Annotated in this window: 36 protein-coding genes; all 36 read right to left on the bottom strand. The window is 68.6% G+C overall.

What is annotated here, in order from left to right:
- Positions 1-28: 28 nt before the first annotated feature.
- The 36 genes from GA0070213_RS18795 to GA0070213_RS18620 all read right to left on the bottom strand — a co-directional run bounded on the left by GA0070213_RS18795 (position 29) and on the right by GA0070213_RS18620 (position 22,703).
- Positions 29-1,051 (bottom strand): DNA-directed RNA polymerase subunit alpha, encoded by a 1,023-nt coding sequence (locus GA0070213_RS18795; protein ID WP_007073009.1) that lies wholly within the window; start codon positions 1,049-1,051, stop codon positions 29-31.
- Between the two features lie 95 nt (positions 1,052-1,146).
- On the bottom strand, positions 1,147-1,773 hold the full coding sequence (rpsD, locus tag GA0070213_RS18790; protein WP_091065834.1) for a 30S ribosomal protein S4: 627 nt from the start codon (positions 1,771-1,773) through the stop codon (positions 1,147-1,149).
- Between the two features lie 14 nt (positions 1,774-1,787).
- Positions 1,788-2,195: a 30S ribosomal protein S11 gene (gene rpsK, locus GA0070213_RS18785; RefSeq protein WP_014440747.1), complete on the bottom strand. Its 408-nt coding sequence runs from the start codon at positions 2,193-2,195 to the stop codon at positions 1,788-1,790.
- An 18-nt stretch (positions 2,196-2,213) separates the two neighbouring features.
- Positions 2,214-2,594 carry a 30S ribosomal protein S13 gene (rpsM, locus tag GA0070213_RS18780; RefSeq protein WP_013288614.1) on the bottom strand — a complete coding sequence of 127 codons (381 nt, stop codon included), beginning with the start codon at positions 2,592-2,594 and terminating at the stop codon, positions 2,214-2,216.
- A 152-nt stretch (positions 2,595-2,746) separates the two neighbouring features.
- A complete protein-coding gene (gene rpmJ / locus GA0070213_RS18775; protein ID WP_012184307.1) occupies positions 2,747-2,860 on the bottom strand; it encodes a 50S ribosomal protein L36 in 114 nt (37 codons plus the stop codon).
- Positions 2,861-2,948: 88 nt separating this feature from the next.
- Positions 2,949-3,170, bottom strand: coding sequence for a translation initiation factor IF-1 (gene infA, locus GA0070213_RS18770; RefSeq protein WP_007073013.1), 222 nt, complete (start codon positions 3,168-3,170; stop codon positions 2,949-2,951).
- Between the two features lie 239 nt (positions 3,171-3,409).
- Entirely contained in the window at positions 3,410-3,949 is a 540-nt protein-coding gene (locus GA0070213_RS18765) for a DUF1707 SHOCT-like domain-containing protein (protein ID WP_245716456.1), read from the bottom strand.
- Between the two features lie 283 nt (positions 3,950-4,232).
- Positions 4,233-5,084, bottom strand: a complete 852-nt coding sequence (gene map / locus GA0070213_RS18760; RefSeq protein WP_091065829.1) for a type I methionyl aminopeptidase — start codon at positions 5,082-5,084, stop codon at positions 4,233-4,235.
- Between the two features lie 82 nt (positions 5,085-5,166).
- Complete coding sequence (locus GA0070213_RS18755) at positions 5,167-5,820, bottom strand: adenylate kinase (RefSeq protein ID WP_091065826.1); 654 nt, start codon at positions 5,818-5,820, stop codon at positions 5,167-5,169.
- Entirely contained in the window at positions 5,821-7,146 is a 1,326-nt protein-coding gene (gene secY, locus GA0070213_RS18750) for a preprotein translocase subunit SecY (protein WP_091065823.1), read from the bottom strand.
- Between the two features lie 236 nt (positions 7,147-7,382).
- Complete coding sequence (gene rplO / locus GA0070213_RS18745) at positions 7,383-7,826, bottom strand: 50S ribosomal protein L15 (RefSeq protein WP_091065821.1); 444 nt, start codon at positions 7,824-7,826, stop codon at positions 7,383-7,385.
- Positions 7,826-8,008 (bottom strand): 50S ribosomal protein L30, encoded by a 183-nt coding sequence (rpmD, locus tag GA0070213_RS18740; protein ID WP_091065818.1) that lies wholly within the window; start codon positions 8,006-8,008, stop codon positions 7,826-7,828. The genes rplO and rpmD overlap by 1 nt, the downstream gene beginning before the upstream one ends.
- Positions 8,008-8,622, bottom strand: a complete 615-nt coding sequence (rpsE, locus tag GA0070213_RS18735; RefSeq protein ID WP_013288621.1) for a 30S ribosomal protein S5 — start codon at positions 8,620-8,622, stop codon at positions 8,008-8,010. Before rpsE ends, rpmD begins: the two co-directional genes overlap by 1 nt.
- A gap of 33 nt (positions 8,623-8,655) precedes the next feature.
- Entirely contained in the window at positions 8,656-9,045 is a 390-nt protein-coding gene (gene rplR / locus GA0070213_RS18730; RefSeq protein WP_091065815.1) for a 50S ribosomal protein L18, read from the bottom strand.
- A complete protein-coding gene (gene rplF / locus GA0070213_RS18725) occupies positions 9,042-9,584 on the bottom strand; it encodes a 50S ribosomal protein L6 (RefSeq protein ID WP_091065811.1) in 543 nt (180 codons plus the stop codon). Before rplF ends, rplR begins: the two co-directional genes overlap by 4 nt.
- A gap of 16 nt (positions 9,585-9,600) precedes the next feature.
- Positions 9,601-10,008, bottom strand: coding sequence for a 30S ribosomal protein S8 (gene rpsH, locus GA0070213_RS18720; protein WP_091065808.1), 408 nt, complete (start codon positions 10,006-10,008; stop codon positions 9,601-9,603).
- Between the two features lie 98 nt (positions 10,009-10,106).
- Positions 10,107-10,292, bottom strand: coding sequence for a type Z 30S ribosomal protein S14 (locus GA0070213_RS18715; protein ID WP_007073023.1), 186 nt, complete (start codon positions 10,290-10,292; stop codon positions 10,107-10,109).
- Between the two features lies 1 nt (position 10,293).
- Entirely contained in the window at positions 10,294-10,863 is a 570-nt protein-coding gene (gene rplE, locus GA0070213_RS18710) for a 50S ribosomal protein L5 (RefSeq protein ID WP_091065804.1), read from the bottom strand.
- Positions 10,863-11,183: a 50S ribosomal protein L24 gene (gene rplX, locus GA0070213_RS18705; RefSeq protein ID WP_018217055.1), complete on the bottom strand. Its 321-nt coding sequence runs from the start codon at positions 11,181-11,183 to the stop codon at positions 10,863-10,865. The genes rplE and rplX overlap by 1 nt, the downstream gene beginning before the upstream one ends.
- The gene (gene rplN / locus GA0070213_RS18700) at positions 11,180-11,548 is read right to left on the bottom strand and encodes a 50S ribosomal protein L14 (RefSeq protein ID WP_007465279.1); all 369 of its coding nucleotides are present in this window, start codon (positions 11,546-11,548) and stop codon (positions 11,180-11,182) included. Before rplN ends, rplX begins: the two co-directional genes overlap by 4 nt.
- A gap of 97 nt (positions 11,549-11,645) precedes the next feature.
- Positions 11,646-11,924: a 30S ribosomal protein S17 gene (gene rpsQ, locus GA0070213_RS18695; protein WP_091065800.1), complete on the bottom strand. Its 279-nt coding sequence runs from the start codon at positions 11,922-11,924 to the stop codon at positions 11,646-11,648.
- Complete coding sequence (gene rpmC / locus GA0070213_RS18690; RefSeq protein ID WP_091065796.1) at positions 11,921-12,157, bottom strand: 50S ribosomal protein L29; 237 nt, start codon at positions 12,155-12,157, stop codon at positions 11,921-11,923. The genes rpsQ and rpmC overlap by 4 nt, the downstream gene beginning before the upstream one ends.
- Positions 12,157-12,582, bottom strand: coding sequence for a 50S ribosomal protein L16 (rplP, locus tag GA0070213_RS18685; protein WP_073834927.1), 426 nt, complete (start codon positions 12,580-12,582; stop codon positions 12,157-12,159). Before rplP ends, rpmC begins: the two co-directional genes overlap by 1 nt.
- A gap of 3 nt (positions 12,583-12,585) precedes the next feature.
- Positions 12,586-13,473: a 30S ribosomal protein S3 gene (rpsC, locus tag GA0070213_RS18680; protein ID WP_091065794.1), complete on the bottom strand. Its 888-nt coding sequence runs from the start codon at positions 13,471-13,473 to the stop codon at positions 12,586-12,588.
- Positions 13,473-13,928, bottom strand: coding sequence for a 50S ribosomal protein L22 (gene rplV, locus GA0070213_RS18675; protein ID WP_091065791.1), 456 nt, complete (start codon positions 13,926-13,928; stop codon positions 13,473-13,475). The genes rpsC and rplV overlap by 1 nt, the downstream gene beginning before the upstream one ends.
- Before the next feature lie 40 nt (positions 13,929-13,968).
- Positions 13,969-14,250, bottom strand: a complete 282-nt coding sequence (rpsS, locus tag GA0070213_RS18670) for a 30S ribosomal protein S19 (RefSeq protein WP_007073032.1) — start codon at positions 14,248-14,250, stop codon at positions 13,969-13,971.
- Positions 14,251-14,262: 12 nt separating this feature from the next.
- On the bottom strand, positions 14,263-15,102 hold the full coding sequence (rplB, locus tag GA0070213_RS18665) for a 50S ribosomal protein L2 (protein ID WP_091065788.1): 840 nt from the start codon (positions 15,100-15,102) through the stop codon (positions 14,263-14,265).
- 12 nt (positions 15,103-15,114) lie between these two features.
- On the bottom strand, positions 15,115-15,417 hold the full coding sequence (rplW, locus tag GA0070213_RS18660) for a 50S ribosomal protein L23 (RefSeq protein WP_013288632.1): 303 nt from the start codon (positions 15,415-15,417) through the stop codon (positions 15,115-15,117).
- Positions 15,414-16,079, bottom strand: coding sequence for a 50S ribosomal protein L4 (gene rplD, locus GA0070213_RS18655; protein WP_091065780.1), 666 nt, complete (start codon positions 16,077-16,079; stop codon positions 15,414-15,416). The genes rplW and rplD overlap by 4 nt, the downstream gene beginning before the upstream one ends.
- Positions 16,076-16,741, bottom strand: a complete 666-nt coding sequence (gene rplC / locus GA0070213_RS18650; RefSeq protein ID WP_091065776.1) for a 50S ribosomal protein L3 — start codon at positions 16,739-16,741, stop codon at positions 16,076-16,078. The genes rplD and rplC overlap by 4 nt, the downstream gene beginning before the upstream one ends.
- A gap of 11 nt (positions 16,742-16,752) precedes the next feature.
- Positions 16,753-17,061, bottom strand: coding sequence for a 30S ribosomal protein S10 (gene rpsJ / locus GA0070213_RS18645; RefSeq protein WP_007073037.1), 309 nt, complete (start codon positions 17,059-17,061; stop codon positions 16,753-16,755).
- A 355-nt stretch (positions 17,062-17,416) separates the two neighbouring features.
- A complete protein-coding gene (gene tuf, locus GA0070213_RS18640) occupies positions 17,417-18,610 on the bottom strand; it encodes an elongation factor Tu (RefSeq protein WP_091065773.1) in 1,194 nt (397 codons plus the stop codon).
- Positions 18,611-18,834: 224 nt separating this feature from the next.
- On the bottom strand, positions 18,835-20,931 hold the full coding sequence (gene fusA, locus GA0070213_RS18635) for an elongation factor G (protein ID WP_091065770.1): 2,097 nt from the start codon (positions 20,929-20,931) through the stop codon (positions 18,835-18,837).
- Between the two features lie 76 nt (positions 20,932-21,007).
- Positions 21,008-21,478, bottom strand: coding sequence for a 30S ribosomal protein S7 (gene rpsG / locus GA0070213_RS18630; protein ID WP_091065767.1), 471 nt, complete (start codon positions 21,476-21,478; stop codon positions 21,008-21,010).
- A gap of 1 nt (position 21,479) precedes the next feature.
- Entirely contained in the window at positions 21,480-21,854 is a 375-nt protein-coding gene (rpsL, locus tag GA0070213_RS18625; protein WP_007465318.1) for a 30S ribosomal protein S12, read from the bottom strand.
- 477 nt (positions 21,855-22,331) lie between these two features.
- Positions 22,332-22,703 carry a YidH family protein gene (locus GA0070213_RS18620; RefSeq protein WP_091066134.1) on the bottom strand — a complete coding sequence of 124 codons (372 nt, stop codon included), beginning with the start codon at positions 22,701-22,703 and terminating at the stop codon, positions 22,332-22,334.
- Positions 22,704-22,861: the final 158 nt, after the last annotated feature.

The following is a 22,861-nucleotide window of genomic DNA, read 5'->3' as shown; positions in this document are numbered from 1 at the left end:
TGCTCCTCAGGTGTGGCGGCAGCGCGGACTAGAGCTGCTCGGTCTCGCGGTAGTCGTCGGTGTCGTAGTCGGCCTCGCCGAAGGCGTCCACGACGTGCGCCGGGTCGAAGTTCGGAGCCGAGTCCTTCAGCCCCAGGCCCATCCCGGCGAGCTTCATCTTGACCTCGTCGATCGACTTCTGACCGAAGTTGCGGATGTCGAGAAGGTCGGCCTCGGTACGCCCGATCAGCTCACCAACGGAGTTGATGCCCTCGCGCTTGAGGCAGTTGTAGGAGCGGACGGTGAGGTCCAGCTCCTCGATCGGCAGAGCCAGGTCCGCCGCCAGCTGGGCGTCCTGCGGGGACGGCCCGATGTCGATGCCCTCGGCGGTCTCGTCCAGCTCACGGGCGAGGCCGAACAGCTCCACCAGCGTCGAACCGGCGGAGGCCAGCGCGGTACGCGGGCCCATCGACGGCTTGGTCTCGACGTCGATGATCAGCCGGTCGAAGTCGGTCCGCTGCTCGACGCGGGTCGCCTCGACGCGGTACGTCACCTTGAGCACCGGCGAGTAGATCGAGTCGACCGGGATCCGGCCGATCTCGGCGCCCGCCTGCTTGTTCTGCGCGGCGGTGACGTAGCCCCGGCCCCGCTCGACGGTCAGCTCCATGTCGAGCCGGCCCTTGCCGTTGAGGGTGGCGAGCTTCAGGTCCGGGTTGTGCACCGAGACACCGGCCGGGGGCTGGATGTCGCCGGCGGTCACGTCGCCCGGGCCCTGCTTGCGCAGGTACATGCTGACCGGCTCGTCGTGCTCAGAGCTGACGCACAGCTCCTTGATGTTCATGACGAGCTCGACCACGTCCTCCTTGACCCCGGGGATCGTGGTGAACTCGTGCAGGACACCGTCGATCTTGATCGAGGTGACCGCCGCACCGGGGATGGACGACAGCAACGTACGCCGCAGCGAGTTGCCGAGCGTGTAGCCGAAGCCGGGCTCCAGCGGCTCGATGGTGAACCGGGACCGGGTCTCGTTGATCGACTCTTCGGAGAGAGACGGTCGCTGGCTGATGAGCATCTTTTCTCTTCTCTTCCGGGGCGCCCGCTATTTGACGCCCACGACACAACTGTTCCGGTGGCCCGCCCCGGGGGACGGGCCACCGCAACGAGCCCTTACTTGGAGTAGAGCTCGACGATCAGCTGCTCCTGGACCTGGGTGTCGATCACCTGGCGGGCCGGGAGCGAGTGCACGAGGACCTTCATCTGGCTGGGGATGGCCTCGAGCCACGCCGGAACGGTCTTGGAGCCGGCCTCGGCCTGCGCGACGATGAACGGGGTGAGCTCCTTGCTCTTGCCCCGGACCTCGACGATGTCGTGCTCCTTGACGCGGTACGACGGGATGTCGACCTTCTTGCCGTTCACCGTGAAGTGACCGTGCTTGACCAGCTGACGGGCCATGTCCCGGGACTTGGCGTAGCCGGCCCGGTAGACCACGTTGTCCAGCCGCGACTCGAGGATCTGCAGCAGAACCTCACCCGTCTTGGCCTTCTTGCCCACGGCCTCTTCGTAGTAGCCGCGGAACTGCTTCTCCAGCACGCCGTAGACACGGCGGGCCTTCTGCTTCTCACGGAGCTGGAGCAGGTACTCCGTCTCCTTCGTGCGGCCGCGGCCGTGCTGCCCGGGCGGGAACGGCCGGGACTCGAACGGGCACTTCGGGCCATCGCACTTGCTGCCCTTGAGGAACAGCTTCATCTTCTCCCGCCGGCAACGGCGGCAGTCAGCACCGGTGTAACGAGCCATCTCTCTCTAACCTCTCAGACCCGGCGACGCTTCGGCGGACGGCACCCGTTGTGCGGCTGCGGCGTGACGTCGGAGATCTGCCCGACCTCGAGGCCGGCGGCCTGCAGCGAACGGATGGCGGTCTCCCGGCCGGAGCCGGGTCCCTTGACGAACACGTCGACCTTGCGCATGCCGTGTTCCATGGCCCGACGCGCGGCGGCCTCGGCGGCCAGCTGCGCGGCGAACGGGGTCGACTTGCGGGAGCCCTTGAAGCCCACCTGGCCGGAGGAGGCCCAGGAGATGACCGCACCGGTCGGGTCCGTGATGGACACGATGGTGTTGTTGAAGGTGCTCTTGATGTGCGCCTGCCCGTGGGCGACGTTCTTGCGTTCCTTGCGCCGGACCTTCTTGACGGCGGCTCCGGCACGAGCCTTCGGTGGCATAAGTCTGTGCGCTCCTAGTTACTTCTTGCCGGGCTTCTTCTTGCCGGCCACGGTCCGCTTCGGGCCCTTCCGGGTGCGCGCGTTGGTCTTGGTGCGCTGACCACGCACGGGCAGACCACGACGGTGCCGGATACCGGCGTAGCAGCCGATCTCGACCTTGCGGCGGATGTCAGCGGCGACCTCGCGGCGCAGGTCGCCCTCAACCTTGTAGTTGCCCTCGATGTGGTTCCGGAGCTCGACGAGCTCCTCGTCCGTGAGGTCCCGAACGCGCTTGTCCGGCGAGATGCCGGTCGCGGCGAGCGTCTCCAGGGCGCGGGTGCGACCGACCCCGAAGATGTAGGTGAGCGCGATCTCCATCCGCTTCTCGCGGGGGAGATCCACGCCGACTAGACGTGCCATGTGCGGGCGTACTCCTCATGATTGTGGCGGAGGTGTGGACCCGTCCCACCCCGCTGCCCGAGCGGGCCCCGGCCTCCGACCGGGGGTCAACCACGAGGGGTACGCGACACGCGCACCGTCCGCGGCTGGGACGAGCTTGGTGATGTGGGGCGTCAGCCCTGGCGCTGCTTGTGGCGCGGGTCGGTGCAGATGACCATGACCCGGCCGTGCCGGCGGATAACCCGGCACTTGTTGCAGATCCTCTTGACGCTCGGCTTGACCTTCACGGTTGCCTTACTTCCCATCTGGCCCGGAGCGCGCAAGCGCGACCCGGACGTCGAAGACGGACACGGGACGTCCCGGCCGCCGTCAGGCTTACTTGTAGCGGTAGACGATGCGCCCGCGGGTCAGGTCGTACGGCGACAGTTCGACGACGACCCGGTCCTCCGGCAGGATGCGGATGTAGTGCTGCCGCATCTTGCCGCTGATGTGCGCGAGCACCTTGTGGCCGTTCGCGAGCTCCACCCGGAACATGGCGTTCGGCAGGGGCTCGATGACCCGACCCTCGATCTCGATGGCTCCGTCTTTTTTCGGCATGTACTCCGCTGTCCTGACGTCGGTTGCTCCGGACGGCCCACAACGTCTTACACGGGCCACCCGATCAAGATCAGGAAGCCCGCGCCAGCCGCGGCTCCGACTCCCACCGAAGCGCAGGGTGGGCATGGCGGAGTGGACGCTGTGCGCCGATCTGAAAGTGTACGCCCGCCCGCGCACCGCCGCCAAACCGCCCGGCCCGAACGACCGATTTCCGTTCCCGCTGTGACCAGCGGCACAGATCAGCGGCGGCGGTCGGGCCGCTTCCGGCCGTGATCCACCCCGATCAGCCCGACCGACTGCATCAGCACCAGGCCGCCCCACGGCCCCAGCACCCAGAGCGGCCAGACACCGGCCACGTGGCCGGTGGTGATCACGCTGATCAACCAGATCGGCAGCAGCAGCGCGGCGACCCGTAGCCACGGCATCCAGAGGCCGAGCAACCGCGAGCGGGTGTCCGGCGCCTCGGCGGCCACGTCTCCCGCCCCGGGCTCGGCGGTCGCGCCCGGCGCGCCGGCCGGGCCGTGCTCGCCGGGGGCCGCCGGCGCGGGCGGCGGAACCGGCGCGACCGGCACCACGGCAGACCGCTCGGCCGGGGCCGGGCCCGGCAGGTCCGCCACCACCTCGTCCAGCTCGGCGTAGGTACGGGCGCCGTACGCGCGGCCCAGCCGCTCGTCGTACTCGTGCAGGCCGAGCCGGCCCTCCTCCAGCGCCAGCCGGAGCCGCTCCGCCGTGGCCTCCCGGTCCCGGTCGGCCGCCCGCATCTCCCGCTCCCCGTCCATGACGGCAAGGATGCCACCGACCCGCCAGCGGACGGAAACCCGGCCCCACGCGAGCGCTGACCTCGACCGCCACCACGTCGACCCCCGTTGCGGCGCGGTCGGACGACTCGCCACCCGCCCGCGGTGGACAACCATCTTTTCGCCGGTATACCTCTCGGTCATATTTATGACGGAGAGGTATACCGCAGAAAAGGGAAACCCGCCCGGCCGCGGATCCCGCCCTGACGTCGCCGTCGCCATCGGAACCACGGGTCACCGGTGATCCGGCCGGGTGACGGACGGGTCAGCGGGCCGGGGAGTCCGCGGGCTGGCGGGAGGTGACCAGGTCGCCGAGGCGCGCCCGGCCGCCGTCGACCGCGGTCAGCACCCACACGCCGTCGTCCAGCAGCGCCATCGAGTGCTCCACGTGCACCGCCATGGACCGGTCCCGGGTCACCACCGTCCAACCGTCGGCCAGTTCGACGGTACGCGGGGAGCCGGCGGTGATCATCGGCTCGATGGCGAGCGCCAGGCCGGGCACCAGGCGCGGGCCCTTGCCGGGGCGACCGTGGTTGAGCACGTGCGGGTCCTGGTGCATCTCGGTGCCGATGCCGTGGCCGCCGTAGCCGTCCACGATGCCGTACCGGCCGCCCTTGCGGACCGCGGTCTCCACCGCGTGCGAGATGTCGGTGAGGCGGCCCCGACCGGACGCGGCGCCCCGGGCCGCCGCGGCGATCCCGGCCCACATCGCGTCCTCGGCGACCTCGGCCATCCGCAGCAGCGCCGGGTCGACCTCCCCCACCGCCACCGTGACCGCCGCGTCGCCGTGCCAGCCGTTCAGCACCGCGCCGCAGTCGATCGAGATCAGGTCTCCCTCGCGCAGCACCTGCTCCGGCGACGGGATGGCGTGCACCACCTGTTCGTTGACCGAGGAGCAGATCGACGCCGGGAAGCCGTGGTAGCCCTTGAACGACGGAACGGCCCCGGCCTCCCGGATGGTCGTCTCGGCGATCGCGTCCAGGTCGGCCGTGGTCACGCCGGGCGCGACCGCCTCCCGCATCCGAGACAGGGCCCGGGCGACCACCAGACCGGCGGCCCGCATCAGCTCGATCTGCTCGGGGGTCTTCAGCTGGATGTCCAGCTGGGGACGGCGCATGACGGCGTCACCTTTCGTTACACGGAACAGCGGGGCACGTCTCGCGTACCCCGCTGTTCGTACTCTATCCGCCGGTGGGAGGTCAGCCGCCGTACGACCGCAGCGCGTCGATGGCGCGGACGGTGACGTCCTCCACCGGCCCCGCCGCGTCGATGCCGACCAGCTTGCCCTGCGCGCCGTAGTAGTCGACGAGCGGCGCGGTCTTCTCGGAGTATTCCCGGAGCCGGGCGGCGATCGTCTCCGGCTTGTCGTCGTCCCGCTGGAACAGCTCCGCGCCGCAGCGGTCGCAGACGTCCTCCCGGCTGGGGGCGTCGAACTCGACGTGCCAGATCTTGCCGCAGCCGCGGCAGGTGCGCCGGCCGGAGAGCCGCCGGATCACCTCGTCGTCGTCGACCACCAGCTCCAGCACCAGGTCCAACGCGCTGCCCAGGTCGGCGAGGAGCTTGTCCAGCTCGGCGGCCTGCGGCGTGGTCCGCGGGAAGCCGTCGAGCAGGAACCCCTCACCGGCGTCCGGCTCGGCGAGCCGGTCCCGGACCATGTTGATGGTGACGTCGTCCGGGACCAGCTTGCCGGCGTCCATGTAGCGCTTCGCCTCGACCCCCAGCGGCGTGCCCTGGGTGACGTTGGCCCGGAAGATGTCGCCGGTGGAGATCTTCGGCACCGAGAGGTGAGCGGCGATGAACTCCGCCTGTGTGCCCTTGCCCGCGCCCGGCGGGCCAACCAGAACGAGTCGCATCTACCGCAGGAACCCTTCGTAGTTCCGCTGCATGAGTTGGCTCTCGATCTGCTTCACGGTCTCCAGACCGACGCCGACCATGATGAGCACAGCGGTGCCGCCGAACGGGAAGTTCTGGAACTGCTGGTTGTCCAGCCAGATGAAGAAGAAGTTCGGCAGGATCGCGACGATGCCCAGGTAGAGCGCGCCCGGCAGGGTGATCCGGCTGAGGATGAAGTCGAGGTACTCGGCGGTCGGCTTGCCGGGGCGGATGCCCGGCACGAAGCCGCCGTACTTCTTCATGTTGTCCGCGACCTCGGTCGGGTTGAACGTGATCGACACGTAGAAGTACGTGAAGAAGATGATCAGCAGGAAGTAGATCGCGATGTGCTCCGGCGCGCTCGCCTTCACGATGTGGTTCTGGATCCAGGCCTGGGTCTTGCCCGGGTCGTTCTGGTCGAAGAACTGGAGCGCGAGCGTCGGCAGGTAGAGCAGCGACGAGGCGAAGATGACCGGGATGACGCCGGCCTGGTTCACCTTGAGCGGGATGTAGGTCGACGTGCCGCCGTACATCCGCCGGCCGATCATGCGCTTCGCGTACTGGACCGGGATCCGGCGCTGCGCCTGCTCGATGAACGTGACCGCGGTGATCACCAGCAGCACCAGGGCGATGACGAGGAGGAACATCCCCCAGCCCTTGGTGGTCTTGATCTTCCAGCCCTCGCTGGGGAGCCGGGCCGCGATCGAGGTGAAGATCAGCACGGACATGCCGTTGCCGACACCCCGGTCGGTGATCAGCTCGCCGAGCCACATCACCACGCCGGTGCCGGCGGTCATGGTCAGGACCAGGATGGTGAGCGTGAGCCAGTCCGGGATGCCGGTGCCCCTGGGCACGATCGGGAACTGGTCGCACTGGTTGTTGAACAGCTGCCCGGAGCGGGCCAGCGCCACGAACGCCGAGGACTGGAGGATGCCCAGGCCCAGCGTGAGGTAGCGGGTGTACTGGGTGATCTTCGCCTGACCGGCCTGGCCCTCCTTGCGGAGCTGCTCCAGGCGCGGGATCACCACCGTCAGCAGCTGCAGGATGATCGACGCGGTGATGTAGGGCATGATGCCCAGCGCGAAGACCGAGAGCTGGAGCAGCGCGCCACCGGAGAAGAGATCCAGCAGGTTGAGCACGCCGGTGCTGCCCTGGATGGTGTCGAGGCACTTCTGCACGTTGCCGTACGAGACGCCCGGGCTGGGCAGCGTGGCGCCCAGCCGGTAGACCGCGATGATGCCTACTGTGAACAGCAGCTTCTTGCGCAGGTCAGGCGTACGGAACGCACTGAGAAAGGCGGACAGCAACTTCTTCCTCCTGCGCGACGCGGGCCGCCGGTGACGATCCCTGGCGGGGCGGGGTGGATTCCGGGCCCAGTGCCCGGAATCCATGGCTGGCAACGGACTCTAACAGCCCGATCCCGGTCCGGGCAGATGTGCCCGGCTACATAAAACGAATCCGATGTTACCCGGCGCACACGTGGCCGGTAGACCATGACGCCCGCCCAGTTGCGAACAACTGAGCGGGCGCCACGAACATGCCCTTACAGCTCGGTGACCGAGCCGCCGGCCGCGGTGATCTTCTCCTTGGCCGACGCGCTGAACGCGTGCGCCGACACCTGGAGGGAGACACCGCCGAGGTCGCCGGTGCCAAGCACCTTGACCGGGTGGCCCTTGCGGACCGCGCCGGACTCGACCAGCTCGACCGGGCCGACCTGGCCGCCGTTCGGGAAGAGCTCCGCCAGCCGGTCCAGGTTGACCACCTGGAACACGACCTTGAACTTGTTCTTGAAGCCCTTCATCTTCGGCAGGCGCATGTGGATGGGCATCTGCCCACCCTCGAACGCCGCCGAGATGTTCTTCCGGGCCTTCGAACCCTTGGTACCGCGACCGGCGGTCTTGCCCTTCGAGCCCTCACCGCGACCCACACGGGTCTTGTCGGTCTTGGCTCCGGGCGCCGGGCGCAGGTGGTGCACCTTGATCGTCATTACTCGACCTCCTCGACCTTCACGAGGTGGTTGACCGTGAAGATCATGCCGCGGATCTCCGGCCGGTCCTCCTTGACCACCACGTCGTTGATCCGCTTGAGCCCGAGCGAACGCAGCGAGTCACGCTGGTTCTGCTTGCGCCCGATCCCGGACCGGACCTGGGTGACCTTCAGACGTGCCATCAGGACGCCACCCCCGCACGCGACGCCAGCATGGCGGCCGGCGCGACGTCCTCCACCGGCAGGCCACGACGCGCCGCGACCTGCTCGGGGGACTCGAGCCCCTTCAGGGCCGCCACGGTGGCGTGCACGATGTTGATCGGGTTGGACGAGCCGAGGCTCTTGGAGAGCACGTCGTGGATGCCCGCGCACTCCAGCACGGCACGCACCGGACCACCGGCGATGACGCCCGTACCGGCCGAGGCCGGCTTGAGCAGCACCACACCGGCGGCGTCCTCGCCCGTGACCGGGTGCGGGATCGACTGACCGATCCGCGGCACCTTGAAGAAGTGCTTCTTGGCCTCCTCGACACCCTTGGCGATCGCCGCGGGCACCTCCTTGGCCTTTCCGTAGCCCACGCCGACGGTGCCGTCGCCGTCGCCCACGATCACGAGGGCGGTGAAGCTGAAGCGACGACCACCCTTCACGACCTTGGCGACGCGGTTGATCGCGACGACCCGCTCGAGGTGCGGGGTCTTCTCGACGGGCGCGTTTCCGCGGCCGCCCTCACGGCGGTTGTCGCGGCGACCACCCTCGTTGCCACCGGACCCGCCGCCACGGCGCTGTTGACCTGGCATCAGCAGCCTTCCTTCTCTCTCGTGACGGGGTTTCTAGAACTCGAGCCCGGCTTCGCGGGCGGCGTCGGCAAGCGCGGCGACCCGCCCCGCGTACCGGTTGCCACCGCGGTCGAAGACGACCTTCGAGACGCCGGCGGCCTTGGCACGCTCGGCGAGCAGGGCGCCGACCTTGCCGGCCAGGGCGCTCTTGTCGCCCTCGGAGCCGCGCAGCGAGGCGTCCATGGTCGAGGCCGACGCCAGGGTGTGACCCTTGGTGTCGTCGACGACCTGGGCGACCATGTGCCGCAGGGAACGGGTGACGACGAGGCGGGGACGCTCGCCGGTGCCGCTGACGTTCTTGCGGACCCGGAAGTGCCGACGCGCACGCCCGACGGCACGCTTGGCGGCAACGCCGCGGCGGCGCTTGAGCAGCGTGGCGCTCACTTCTTACCTGCCTTTCCAGCCTTGCGGCGGATGACCTCGCCCTGGTACTTCACGCCCTTGCCCTTGTAGGGCTCCGGCGGGCGGATCTTCCGGATGTTGGCGGCGACCTCGCCGACCTGCTGCTTGTCGATGCCGGCCACGTGGAACAGCGTGGGCCGCTCGACCGTGAAGGTGATGCCGTCCGGCGCCTGCACCACGACCGGGTGCGAGAACCCGAGAGCGAACTCCAGGTCCTTGCCCTTGGCGGTCACGCGGTAACCGGTGCCGGCGATCTCCAGGCTCTTGCGGTAGCCCTCGGTCACCCCGACGATCATGTTCGCCACCAGGGTACGGCTCAGGCCGTGCAGTTCCTTGGCCTTGCGCTCGTCGTTGGGCCGGTTGACGAGCAGCTCGCCGTTGTCGCTGCGCTCCGCCGTGATCGGCTCGGCCAGCACGTGGCTCAGCTCGCCCTTGGGGCCCTTGACCTTGACGGTCTGGCCGTCGATCGTGATGTCGACGCCGGATGGCACCGGGATCGACTTACGTCCAATACGCGACATTTCTACCAGTCTCCCGTTACCAGACGAAGGCGAGGACTTCCCCGCCAACACTCCGCTTGCGGGCCTGCCGGTCGGTGAGCAGCCCCTGGGACGTCGAAATGATCGCCACGCCCAGCCCGCCGAGCACCCGCGGGAGCCCGTCCGACTTGGCGTACACCCGGAGACCGGGCTTGGACACGCGCTTGATGCCGGCCAGGCTCCGCTCGCGGCTCTGGCCGTACTTCAGCTCGACGACCAGTCGCTTGCCGACGGCACCCTCCTCGGGGTCCTCGACCGACCAGGCGGCGATGTAACCCTCGGCCTTGAGGACCTCGGCGATGTTCGCCTTGATCTTCGAGTAGGGCATCGTCACCCGGTCGTGGTACGCCTGGTTGGCGTTACGCAGACGCGTGAGCATGTCTGCGATCGGGTCGGTCATCGTCATGAAAACTCGTCAACCTTTCTCGCCGGGGTTCCCCGGGCCAGGCCCGGGGCCTACGGCGAAGAGACAGTTCAGCTGACGCGCCGGAGCGCGCCGGGCTATTACCAGGAAGCCTTGGACACGCCGGGCAGCTCACCGCGGTGGGCCATCTCCCGGATGCACACCCGGCAGAGACCGAACTTGCGGTAGACCGCCTTCGGACGCCCGCACCGCTGGCAGCGGGTGTACGCGCGAACCGAGAACTTCGGCTTCGCGGCCGCCTTGAGGATCAGCGCCTTCTTGGCCATCTCAGTTCTCCTTGAACGGGAAGCCCAGGAGCTTGAGCAGCGCCCGGCCCTCGTCGTCGGTCGTGGCGGTCGTGACCACCGTGATGTCCATGCCCCGCTGGCGATCGATCTTGTCCTGGTCGATCTCGTGGAACACCGACTGCTCGGTCAGACCGAACGTGTAGTTGCCGTGCCCGTCGAGCTTGCGCCCGTCCAGACCGCGGAAGTCGCGGATACGCGGCAGCGCGATGGACAGCAGCCGGTCCAGGAACTCCCACATCCGGTCGCCCCGCAGGGTGACCTTCGCGCCGATCGGCATGCCCTCGCGGAGCTTGAACTGCGCGATGGACTTGGTGGCCCGCCGGACCAGCGGCTTCTGACCGGTGATCGTGGCCAGGTCGCGGACGGCGCCGTCGATCAGCTTGGCGTCCCGAGCGGCCTCGCCGACACCCATGTTGACGACGATCTTGACCAGGCCGGGCACCTGCATGGGGTTGCCGTAGGCGTACTGCTCCTGCAGCTTCGCCACGACCTCGTTGCGGTACCGCTCCTTGAGACGCGGCAGGGTCTTCGTTTCGGTAGCCGTGGTCATCACAGGTCCTTACCGGTGCTACGCGCGATGCGGACCTTCTGGCCGTTGTCGTCGATCCGGTAGCCGACGCGGGTCGGCTTGCCGTCGGAGTCCACGACCATCACGTTCGAGACGTGGATCGGGGCCTCCTGGGTGACGATGCCACCGGTCTTGGCGCCACGCTGGGTGGTGCTGATGCGAGTGTGCTTCTTGACCCGGTTCACGCCCTCGACCAGGACCTTGTCCTGCCGCGGGTAGGCCGCGATGACCTTGCCCTTGGCACCCTTGTCCTTGCCGGCGATGACGACGACCGTGTCGCCCTTCTTGACCTTCACGGTCACAACACCTCCGGCGCGAGAGAGATGATCTTCATGAACCGCTTGTCCCGCAGCTCGCGGCCCACCGGGCCGAAGATGCGGGTGCCGCGCGGGTCCCCGCCGTCCTTGATGATGACGGCGGCGTTCTCGTCGAAGCGGATGTACGACCCGTCCGGCCGCCGCCTCTCCTTGGCGGTCCGAACGACGACGGCCTTGACGACGTCGCCCTTCTTCACGCCGGCACCGGGGATCGCGTCCTTGACCGTGGCCACGATGACGTCGCCGATGCTCGCGTAGCGCCGACCGGAGCCACCGAGAACCCGGATGCACAGGATCTCCCGGGCACCCGTGTTGTCGGCGACGCGCAGTCGCGACTCCTGCTGAATCACGTCTATCTCCTATGTCTGCCGGTTCTCCGGCCGCCGGGGGCGGCCGGAGCCTGGCGGAACCTGCGCCCGACCGATACCGGCCGAGCTCGAGCCTTCGCTACTTGGCCTTCTCGAGGATCTCCACGAGCCGCCACCGCTTGGTGGCGGAGAGCGGCCGGGTCTCCATGATCAGGACCCGGTCACCGGTGCCGGCCGAGTTCTGCTCGTCGTGCACCTTCAGCTTGCTCGTACGGCGCATGATCTTGCCGTACAGCGCGTGCTTGACCCGGTCCTCGACCTCGACCACGACGGTCTTGTCCATCTTGTCGCTCACCACGAGGCCCTCACGGACCTTACGGCGGGCCCGCACGGTGGCGGTGGCGTTCTCGTCACTCATGATGCAGTCACCTCAGTCGGCGCGGTCGAGAGACCCAACTCACGCTCACGCATGATCGTGTAGATCCGGGCGATCTCCCGACGGATGACCTGCAGCCGCCGGTTGTTGTCCAGCTGCCCGGTCGCGCCCTGTACGCGGAGGTTGAACAGCTCCGCCTTCGCCTCGCGCAGCTTCGTGACCAGCTCCTCCTCGGAGAGCTCACGCAGCTCGGAGGCCTTGACGCCCGCTGCCATCAGGATTCACCCACTTCGCGCGTAACAATGCGGCACTTCATCGGGAGCTTGTGGATCGCGCGACGCATCGCCTCTCGCGCGATCTGCTCGTTGGGGAAGGACATCTCGAAGAGGACCCGCCCCGGCTTCACGTTGGCGACCCACCACTCGGGAGAACCCTTACCGGAACCCATCCGGGTCTCGGCCGGCTTCTTGGTGAGGGCCTGGTCCGGGAAGATCGTGATCCAGACCTTGCCGCCACGCTTGATGTGGCGGGTCATCGCGATACGCGCCGACTCGATCTGGCGGTTGGTCACGTACGCCGGCTCGAGAGCCTGGATCCCGAACTCGCCGAACACCACCCGGTTACCACCCTTGGACGCGCCGTGGCGGTCCGGGTGGTGCGGCTTGCGGAAGCCCTTCGGGGGCTTGCGCGGCATCAGCATCTGTCAGCCCTCCTGCTGCTGTTCTGCCGGCTGGTTGGCGGCCGGAGCCGAGGCGGCCGCGGCGACAGCGCTGCTGTCGACCGGGTCACCGGCCGGCGTCTCCGCCTGCTGCGCGATGGTGGTCGCGGCAGCCCGGCCGGCCTCGGTACCGCCGGCGGTCGTACCCGACGAACCCGACCGGCCACGACGCGGCCGGTCCGGCCGGTCGCCACGGTCGCGGCGCGGGCCGCGCGACGGGGCGGTCTCGGCCGGGGTCTCGCGACCCGGGACGGCGTCGCCCTTGTAGATCCAGACCTTCACGCCGATCCGGCCGAAGGTGGTACGGGCCTCGAAGAAGCCGTACTCGATGTTGGCCCGCAGCGTGTGCAGCGGGACGCGGCCCTCACGGTAGAACTCGGTCCGGCTCATCTCGGCGCCGCCGAGACGGCCCGAGACCTGGACCCGGATGCCCTTGCAGGCCGGGTTCTTCATCGCGGACTGCATCGACTTGCGCATGGCCCGACGGAAGCTGACCCGGCTGGACAGCTGCTCGGCGACGCCCTGGGCGACCAGCTGAGCGTCGGCCTCGGGGCTCTTCACCTCGATGATGTTCAGCTGGACCTGCTTGCCGGTGAGCTTCTCCAGCTCGCCGCGGATCCGGTCGGCCTCCGCACCCTTACGGCCGATGACGATGCCCGGCCGGGCGGTGTGGATGTCGACGCGGACCCGGTCCCGGGTGCGCTCGATGTCGACCTTGGAGATGCCGGCGCGCTCGAGGCCCTTGGACATCATCCGGCGGATCTTGACATCCTCGCCGATGTAGTCCTTGTAGAGCTTGTCCGCGAACCAGCGGGACTTCCAGTCGGTCGAGATGCCGAGCCGGAACCCAGTGGGGTGAACCTTCTGACCCATTACTCGGCACCCTCCGTCGTGCTCTGCGCCTGCGCCGGCTCGGCCTGCTTGGCCGGAGCGGCCTTCTTGGCCGACTTCCTCGGCGCGGCCGGAGCCACCGCCTCGACCGCCACGGTGATGTGGCACGTCCGCTTGCGGATCCGGTACGCCCGGCCCTGCGCCCGCGGCCGGAACCGCTTCATCGTCGGGCCCTCGTCGACGAACGCCTCGCTGACGAGCAGCGCGTCGGGGTCCAGCCGCTCGTTGTTCTCCGCGTTGGCGATCGCGCTAGCGAGCACCTTGTACACCTGCTCGCTCGCAGCCTGCGGCGCGAACTGCAGCACCGTGAGCGCCTCCTTCGCGGGCAGGCCGCGGACGAGGTTGACCACCCGGCGCGCCTTCATCGGCGAGATGCGCACGTGCCGCGCAACCGCCCGCGCGCCCGGAAGCACCGGAGCGTCGCCCTTTCCTGGCATCGCTGTAACCCCTTGTTCCTCTATCCGTATGCCCGCGGCGTCAGCGCCGGCGGCTCTTCCGGTCGTCCTTCTCGTGACCCTTGAACGTGCGGGTCAGCGCGAACTCGCCGAGCTTGTGCCCGACCATGGCCTCGGTCACGAAGACCGGGACGTGCTTGCGTCCGTCGTGCACGGCGATCGTGTGACCCAGCATCTCCGGGATGATCGTCGAGCGCCGCGACCAGGTCTTGATCACGTTCTTCGAGCCCTTGTCGTTCTGCGTCTCCACCTTCTTGAGCAGGTGGTCGTCGACGAACGGGCCCTTCTTCAGGCTGCGAGGCATGTCTTATCTCCCTCAGCCGCGCTTACGCGTGGCGTAGCGGCGGCGGACGATCAGCCGGTCGCTCGGCTGGCCCTTACGACGGGTGCGGCCCTCGGGCTTACCCTGCGGGTTGACCGGGTGGCGACCACCGGAGGTCTTACCCTCACCACCACCGTGCGGGTGGTCGACCGGGTTCATGGCGACACCACGGACGGTCGGGCGCTTGCCCTTCCAGCGCATGCGGCCGGCCTTGCCCCAGTTGATGTTCGACTGGTCGGCGTTGCCGATCTCGCCGACGCTGGCGCGGCAGCGCACGTCGACCCGCCGGATCTCGCCGGACGGCATACGCAGGGTCGCGTACGCGCCCTCACGGCCGAGCAGCTGGATGCCGACGCCGGCCGAGCGGGCCAGCTTGGCGCCGCCGCCCGGACGCAGCTCCACGTTGTGGATGGTGGTACCCACCGGGATGTTGCGCAGCGGCAGGTTGTTGCCCGGCTTGATGTCGGCGCCCGGACCGGACTCGACGCGGTCGCCCTGCTTCAGGTCCTTCGGCGCGAGGATGTAGCGCTTCTCGCCGTCGGCGTAGTGCAGCAGCGCGATGCGCGCGGTGCGGTTCGGGTCGTACTCGATGTGGGCGACCTTCGCCGGCACGCCGTCCTTGTCGACCCGCTTGAAGTCGATCAGACGGTACTGCCGCTTGTGACCGCCACCGTGGTGCCGGGTGGTGATCCGGCCGTGGGCGTTGCGTCCGCCCTTCTTCGGCAGCGGAGCCAGCAGCGACTTCTCCGGCGTGGACCGGGTGATCTCGGCGAAGTCGGCGACGCTCGAACCGCGTCGGCCCGGCGTCGTCGGCTTGTACTTACGGATAGCCATTGTCTACACCCCTCAGCTGACCGGGCCGCCGAAGGCCTCGATACGGTCACCGTCAGCCAGCTTCACCATCGCGCGCTTGGTGTCCTTGCGCTTGCCGAACCCGGTGCGGGTCCGCTTGCGCTTGCCCTCGCGGTTGAGCGTGTTGACCGTCAGGACGCGGACGTTGAAGATCTGCTGGATAGCGATCTTGATCTCGGTCTTGTTCGCGTCCGGGTGCACCAGGAAGGTGTACCAGTTCCGGTTCAGCTCGCTGTAGCTCTTCTCCGAGACGACCGGCGCGACGATGACGTCACGCGGATCGGCGATCGTGCTCACTTGCCACCCTCCTCGGTGGTCTCGGCTGGCACGCCCAGGAACTCGTCCAGGGCCTCCTTGGTGAAGACCACGTCGTCGGCCACCAGCACGTCGTAGGTGTTGAGCTGGCCGGCCTCGATCAGGTGCACCCGGCTGTCCCGCGCGTTGCGCAGGTTCCGCAGCGACACCCAGTTCAGCTCGTCGGTGCTGCTCAGCACGATCAGGACCCGACGGGCGCTGGTCAGCTTGGTCAGCGTGGCCAGGGCCGCCTTGGTGGACGGCTGCTCGCCCGAGACGAACGCCTCGACGACGTGCACCTGGCCGGCGCGGGCCCGGTCGGAGAGGGCGCCACGCAGGGCGGCGGCCTTCATCTTCTTCGGGGTCCGCTGGCTGTAGTCGCGCGGCACCGGGCCGTGGACCACGCCACCGCCGGCGAACTGCGGCGCGCGGGTCGAGCCCTGGCGGGCACGACCGGTGCCCTTCTGCTTGTAGGGCTTCCGGCCACCGCCGGAGACCTCGCCGCGGCTCTTGGTCTTGTGCGTACCCTGCCGGGCCGCCGCGAGCTGAGCCACCACGACCTGGTGCATCAGCGCGATGTTCGCCTGCACGTCGAAGATGTCGGCCGGCAGCTCGACGGAGCCGCTCTTGCCGCCTTCGACGTTGAGGACGTCAACGGTGGTCACTTGGCCACACCGCCCTTCTTCACCTTCGCCTTGGCCGCGGTGCGGACCAGGACCAGCGCGCCCTTCGGGCCAGGGATGGCACCGCGGACGAGCAGGAGGTTGTTCTCGGTGTCGACCGCCTGGACGGTCAGGTTCTGGACGGTGTAGCGCACGCCACCCATCCGGCCCGCCATCCGGGTGCCCTTGAAGACGCGACCCGGGGTCGCGCAGGCGCCGATCGAGCCGGGCGAGCGGTGCTTGCGCTCGACACCGTGGCTGGCGCGCAGACCGTGGAAGCCGTGCCGCTTCATCGGGCCGGCGTAGCCCTTGCCCTTGGTCTTGCCGGTCACGTCGATCACGGCGCCGACCGGGAACTCGCCGACCGTGACCTCCTGGCCCGGCGCGTAGTCCGCGGCGTCGGCGGTGCGCAGCTCGACGATGTGCCGGCGCGGCGCGACGTCCGCCTTGGCGTAGTGCCCGGCGACCGGCTTCTTGACCTTGCGCGGGTCGATGGCTCCGTAGGCGAGCTGAACGGCGGAGTAGCCGTCCTTGTCGGCGCTACGGACCTGGCTCACGACGCACGGGCCGGCCTCGACCACGGTCACGGGGACAACCTTGTTGTTGTCCCAGACCTGGGTCATGCCGAGCTTGGCGCCCAGGATCCCCTTGACTTGCCTGTCCATTTGATCGATCCCTACAGCTTGATCTCGATGTCGACGCCAGCCGGCAGGTCGAGGCGCATGAGCGAGTCGACCGTCTTCGGGGTCGGGTCGATGATGTCGATCAGACGCTTGTGCGTGCGCATCTCGAAGTGCTCGCGCGAGTCCTTGTACTTGTGCGGCGAGCGGATGACGCAGAAACGGTTGATCTCCGTGGGCAGCGGCACCGGGCCCGCGACCTGCGCCCCGGTACGCGTCACCGTCTCGACGATCTTCCGAGCCGACGAGTCGACGACCTCGTGGTCATAGGCCTTGAGCCGGATGCGGATCTTCTGTCCCGCCATGGTGGCTTCTGTTCCTTCTCTCGATGCCGCTGTCTTGCGGGCACCCGCACCGGCTGGTGCAGGCCCCACTTCGCCGACCCCCGCGGTCGGGCGTGTCGCGCCCGTGGACCAGGCTCCGCCCCGAGGCTCCGGAGCGATTCTCTGACCGCGCGGTGGGTCATGACGCCGATCGCGGATACCGCGACCCGGACGCCGCGCGAGGGTGGTTGACCGCCGATGGCGATCAACCACCCCACGCGAAACGATCTGACTCCCGGAGGTCCAGCCTCAACCGGACGCAGGTGACCGACCGTCGTTACGCAACCTGACTAGTATGCCGCACGACCGGCGGCAACGCTAATCGGGGTTACCCAGCTCACTTGATGATCTTGGTGACGCGACCCGCGCCGACCGTACGACCACCCTCGCGGATCGCGAACTTCAGGTTGTCCTCCATGGCGATGGGCTGGATCAGCTTCACCGACATCGAGGTGTTGTCGCCCGGCATGACCATCTCGGTGCCCTCGGGCAGCGTGACGACGCCGGTGACGTCCGTGGTCCGGAAGTAGAACTGCGGGCGGTAGTTCTGGAAGAACGGGGTGTGGCGGCCACCCTCCTCCTTGGAGAGGATGTAGACCGTCGCCTCGAACTCCGTGTGCGGGGTCGTGGTGCCCGGCTTGACGACGACCATGCCGCGCTCGACGTCCTCGCGCTTGGTGCCACGCAGCAGCAGGCCGACGTTCTCGCCTGCGCGGGCGTCGTCCAGGGTCTTCCGGAACATCTCGATCGCGGTGACCTTGGTCTTGAAGCCCTTCTCGCGGATGCCGACGACCTCGACGTCCTCGTTCGGGAGCAGCACGCCACGCTCGACACGACCGGTGACGACGGTGCCACGACCGGTGATCGTGAACACGTCCTCGACGGGCATGAGGAACGGCTTCTCGGTCTCGCGCTCCGGCTGCGGGATCGCGGTGTCAACCGCGCTCATCAGCTCCAGCAGCTTCTCGGTCCAGACCGGGTCGCCCTCGAGCGCCTTCAGCGCGGAGACCTGGACGACCGGCAGGTCGTCACCCGGGTACTCCTGCGAGGAGAGCAGCTCGCGGACCTCGAGCTCGACGAGCTCCAGGAGCTCTTCGTCGTCGACCATGTCGCTCTTGTTGAGCGCCACGACGATGTACGGCACACCGACCTGACGGGCCAGCAGCACGTGCTCGCGGGTCTGCGGCATCGGGCCGTCGGTCGCCGCCACCACCAGGATCGCGCCGTCCATCTGCGCGGCACCGGTGATCATGTTCTTGATGTAGTCGGCGTGACCGGGGCAGTCGACGTGCGCGTAGTGACGCGCCTCGGTCTGGTACTCGACGTGCGCGATCGAGATCGTGATGCCGCGGGCCTTCTCCTCCGGCGCCTTGTCGATCTCGTCGAACGGCGTGTACGGGTTCAGGTCCGGGTACTGGTCGTGCAGGACCTTCGTGATGGCCGCCGTCAGCGTCGTCTTACCGTGGTCGATGTGACCAATGGTGCCGATGTTGACGTGCGGCTTAGTCCGCTCGAACTTCGCCTTCGCCACTGGTGTCCTCCTGGTGGACTTTCTTGGTTCGTTCGCCCCGGTGCGCCGGTCGGCGCGTAGGACTCTGTCGACAGCCTTTCCGGCCTGACGGCCGGATAGCCTTTGTGGGTTCTGCGGCGATGAAGCCTACAGGCCCGGATTCACACAACCCGACCGAGGTGGCCGCGGGCGGGAGACCCCTCCCGCGACCGGCCCCGGATCACCGGGTCAGCTACGGGTGAGCGTCACTCACCCGTCGCCTTGGCGATGATCTCCTTCGCCACGCTCTGCGGCACTTCGGCGTAGGAGTCGAACTGCATGCTGTAGCTCGCCCGGCCCTGGGTCTTCGACCGCAGGTCGCCGACGTAGCCGAACATCTCCGACAGCGGCACCAGAGCCCGGACGACGCGAGCGCCGCTGCGCTCCTCCATCGCCTGGATGATGCCCCGCCGGGAGTTGAGGTCGCCGATGACGTCACCCATGTTCTCCTCAGGAGTGGTGACCTCAACAGCCATCATCGGCTCGAGCAGTGCGGGGTCGGCCTTGCGGGCCGCCTCCTTCATCACCATCGAGCCGGCGATCTTGAATGCCATTTCCGACGAGTCGACCTCGTGGTACTGGCCGTCCAGCAGCGTCAGCTTGACACCCACCAGCGGGAAGCCGGCGAGAATGCCGTACTGCATGGCGTCCTGGGCGCCGGCGTCCACCGACGGGATGAACTCCCGGGGGATGCGGCCACCGGTGACGGCGTTCGCGAACTCGTAGGTCGGCGAGTCGTTGCCCATGGGCAGCGGCTCGACGCTCACGATGACGCGGGCGTACTGGCCGGAGCCACCGGTCTGCTTCTTGTGGGTGTACTCGATCTTCTCCACCTTGCGGCGGATGGTCTCGCGGTACGCCACCTGCGGCTTACCGATGTTCGCCTCGACGTTGAACTCGCGGCGCATCCGGTCGACCAGGATGTCCAGGTGCAGCTCGCCCATGCCGGAGATGACCGTCTGACCGGTCTGGTCGTCCAGCTTGACGCGGAAGGTCGGGTCCTCCTCGGCCAGCCGCTGGATGGCGGTGCTGAGCTTCTCCTGGTCGGCCTTGGTCTTCGGCTCGATCGCGACCTCGATGACCGGCTCCGGGAACGTCATCGACTCCAGGATGACCGGGTTCGCCGAGTCGCAGAGCGTGTCGCCGGTGGTGGTCTGCTTCAGACCCTGCACCGCGATGATGTCGCCGGCCTGGGCCGAGCCACGCTCTTCCCGCTTGTTGGCGTGCATCTGGTAGATCTTGCCGATGCGCTCCTTGCGGTCCTTGGTGGAGTTGACCACCTGGGTGCCGGTCTCGACCACACCGGAGTAGACCCGGACGTAGGTGAGCTTGCCGAGGTGCTTGTCGGTCTGGATCTTGAACGCCAGGCCGGAGAACGGCTCCGACTTCGACGGCTTCCGCAGCATCGGCGTCTCGCCGTCGGTGGCCGTACCCTCGATCGCCGGAACGTCCAGCGGCGACGGCAGGAAGTCGATGACGGCGTCGAGCATGGGCTGCACGCCCTTGTTCTTGAACGCCGAACCGCAGAGCACCGGGTTGGCCTTGCCCGCGATGGTGGCACGACGGATGGCGGCCTTGATCTCCTCGACGGAGATCTCCTCGCCCTCCAGGTACTTCTCCATCACCGCGTCGTCGACGTCGGCCAGGGTCTCCATCAGCTTCTCGCGCCACTCGGCCGCGGAGTCGGCCAGCTCGGCCGGGATCTCCTCGATCGCGTAGTCCTCACCCTTCTGGGTCTCCCCGCGCCAGGTGAGGGCGCGCATGCCGATCAGGTCGACGACGCCGATGTGGTCGCCCTCGAGGCCGATCGGGATCTGGAGCACCAGCGGGGTGGCGTTGAGCCGGTCGATCATCATCTGCACGCAGCGGAAGAAGTCGGCGCCGGTCCGGTCGAGCTTGTTGACGAAGCACATCCGGGGGACGTTGTACTTGTCCGCCTGGCGCCAGACGTTCTCCGTCTGGGGCTCCACACCGGCCACGCCGTCGTACACCGCGACCGCACCGTCCAGAACACGCAGCGACCGCTCCACCTCGACCGTGAAGTCGACGTGGCCGGGCGTGTCGATGATCTGGATCGTGTGGCCCTTCCACTCGCACTTCGTGGCGGCGGAAGTGATGGTGATACCGCGCTCCTGCTCCTGCTCCATCCAGTCCATGACGGCGGCGCCCTCGTGGACCTCGCCGATCTTGTACGTGATGCCGGTGTAGAAGAGGATTCGCTCGGTAGTCGTGGTCTTACCGGCATCGATGTGCGCCATGATGCCGATGTTGCGTACGTTGGCGAGCGCGTCTGCGGCGGCCACTTCAATCCCTACTTATCGTCGTCTCGACACAACTGGTGGTGGTTCCGGCGCCTGGTGGGCGCCGGAACCTCAGGTGTTACCAGCGGTAGTGCGCGAAGGCCTTGTTGGACTCGGCCATCTTGTGCGTGTCCTCGCGCCGCTTGACGGCGGCACCGAGGCCGTTGCTCGCGTCCAGCAGCTCGTTCATCAGCCGCTCGATCATGGTCTTCTCGCGGCGCGCCCGGGAGTAGGTCACCAGCCAGCGCAGACCGAGCGTGGTCGCGCGGGCCGGCCGGACCTCGACCGGAACCTGGTAGGTGGCGCCACCGACCCGGCGGCTGCGGACCTCGAGCGTCGGCTTCACGTTGTCCATCGCCCGCTTGAGCGTGACGACGGGGTCGGTGCCGGACTTCTCGCGGCAGCCCTCCAGGGCGGCGTACACGATGCGCTCGGCGAGCTGACGCTTGCCGCGCAGCAGGATCTTGTTCACCAGCTGGGTGACCAGCGGCGAGTTGTACACCGGGTCAGCGACCAGCGGATTCCGCGGAGCGGGTCCCTTACGCGGCATGTCAGCTCTTCTCCTTCTTCGCGCCGTAACGGCTGCGAGCCTGCTTGCGGTTGCGGACACCCTGGGTGTCCAGCGAGCCGCGCACGATCTTGTACCGCACGCCGGGGAGGTCCTTCACACGGCCGCCACGCACGAGCACGATCGAGTGCTCCTGCAGGTTGTGGCCGACGCCCGGGATGTAGGCGGTCACCTCGATCTGGCTGCTGAGCTTGACACGAGCGACCTTGCGCAGCGCCGAGTTCGGCTTCTTCGGGGTGGTGGTGTACACGCGGGTGCACACGCCGCGCCGCTGGGGAGACCCCTTGAGCGCCGGGGTCTTGGTCTTGGTCGTCTTGGCCTGTCGGCCCTTCCGGACCAGCTGCTGAATGGTGGGCACCGGGTTTCTCCGCTCCCTTCGGCCGCTGCGAGGCGACCGCGCCGTCTGCTCTAGCCGGCCTGATGGACGGCTCTCCTACATTCCAGCCGGGGCCACCTGACGGGGGTCCCAGCACCCGCGGTCGGGCGTGTCGCCCGAGTCACGGCCCGGCTGCGTCGCTTGCGCGTCGAACCGGATCTTTGGTCTTCGTGGTGCGACCGCGCGATCACCGGCTGACCGGCTCCAGCGCACGCACGCATTGCCCGGGCTGGCCCGGGCGCAAGGGGAAAGAGTACCTATCACAGCCGCGCCGGTCAAAACGGATCGGCTCGGGAGGACCGCTTCGCAGCCCCGCCGACCGGCTTCCGGATCGCCGGCGCGCCCTCGATGGGCACCTACGTCGTCAAGTGTACCGGCTCGTCCCGGGCCCGACCCGGCGGCCCCGGCCCACCCAGACCCGGTCATTCCGGCCACAACCGGCCATGGACCCGATCGGGCTCAGGTGATCTGCACCACCAGCGCGATCCCCAGGCCGACCACGCTCAACACCAGCCCCACCGCACCGCAGCTGAGCCCGGCCACCGCGAGGCCGGCCCCGGTGAACCGGACCGCCGGCGGCGGCGCCGGACGCCGGATCTGCCGGCGGGCGAACAGCCAGGCCACGATCGCCCCGACGCCGGCGAGCGCGCCGAGCACGGTGAAGGCGCCGGCCGCCCACGCGCCGCCGTAGTCCGGGCCGGCGACGCCGAAGCAGAAGACCAGCAGCGACACCAGGATCGAGCCGATCCCGGTGACCAGCGAACCGATCGCCAGGCCGGAGGTGACCGGCGGCACGTCGAGGTGGACCACCCCGAACGGCGTGCCCGGCACCGCGTCGACCCGCTTCGGCGGCCGGGGCGCCTCCCGCGGGGGCGGCGGGAACGCCGGCCCGGTGGCGGCCGGTCCCCAGCCGCCGGGCGCACCCCACCCGCCGCCGTGGGCCGGCCCGCTTCCCGGGTACGCCCCGAGCGCCGGCCCGGACCCGCCGT

Source organism: Micromonospora humi (assembly GCF_900090105.1).
Classification (GTDB): domain Bacteria; phylum Actinomycetota; class Actinomycetes; order Mycobacteriales; family Micromonosporaceae; genus Micromonospora; species Micromonospora humi.
This window is presented reverse-complemented; position numbering and strand designations above follow the sequence as displayed.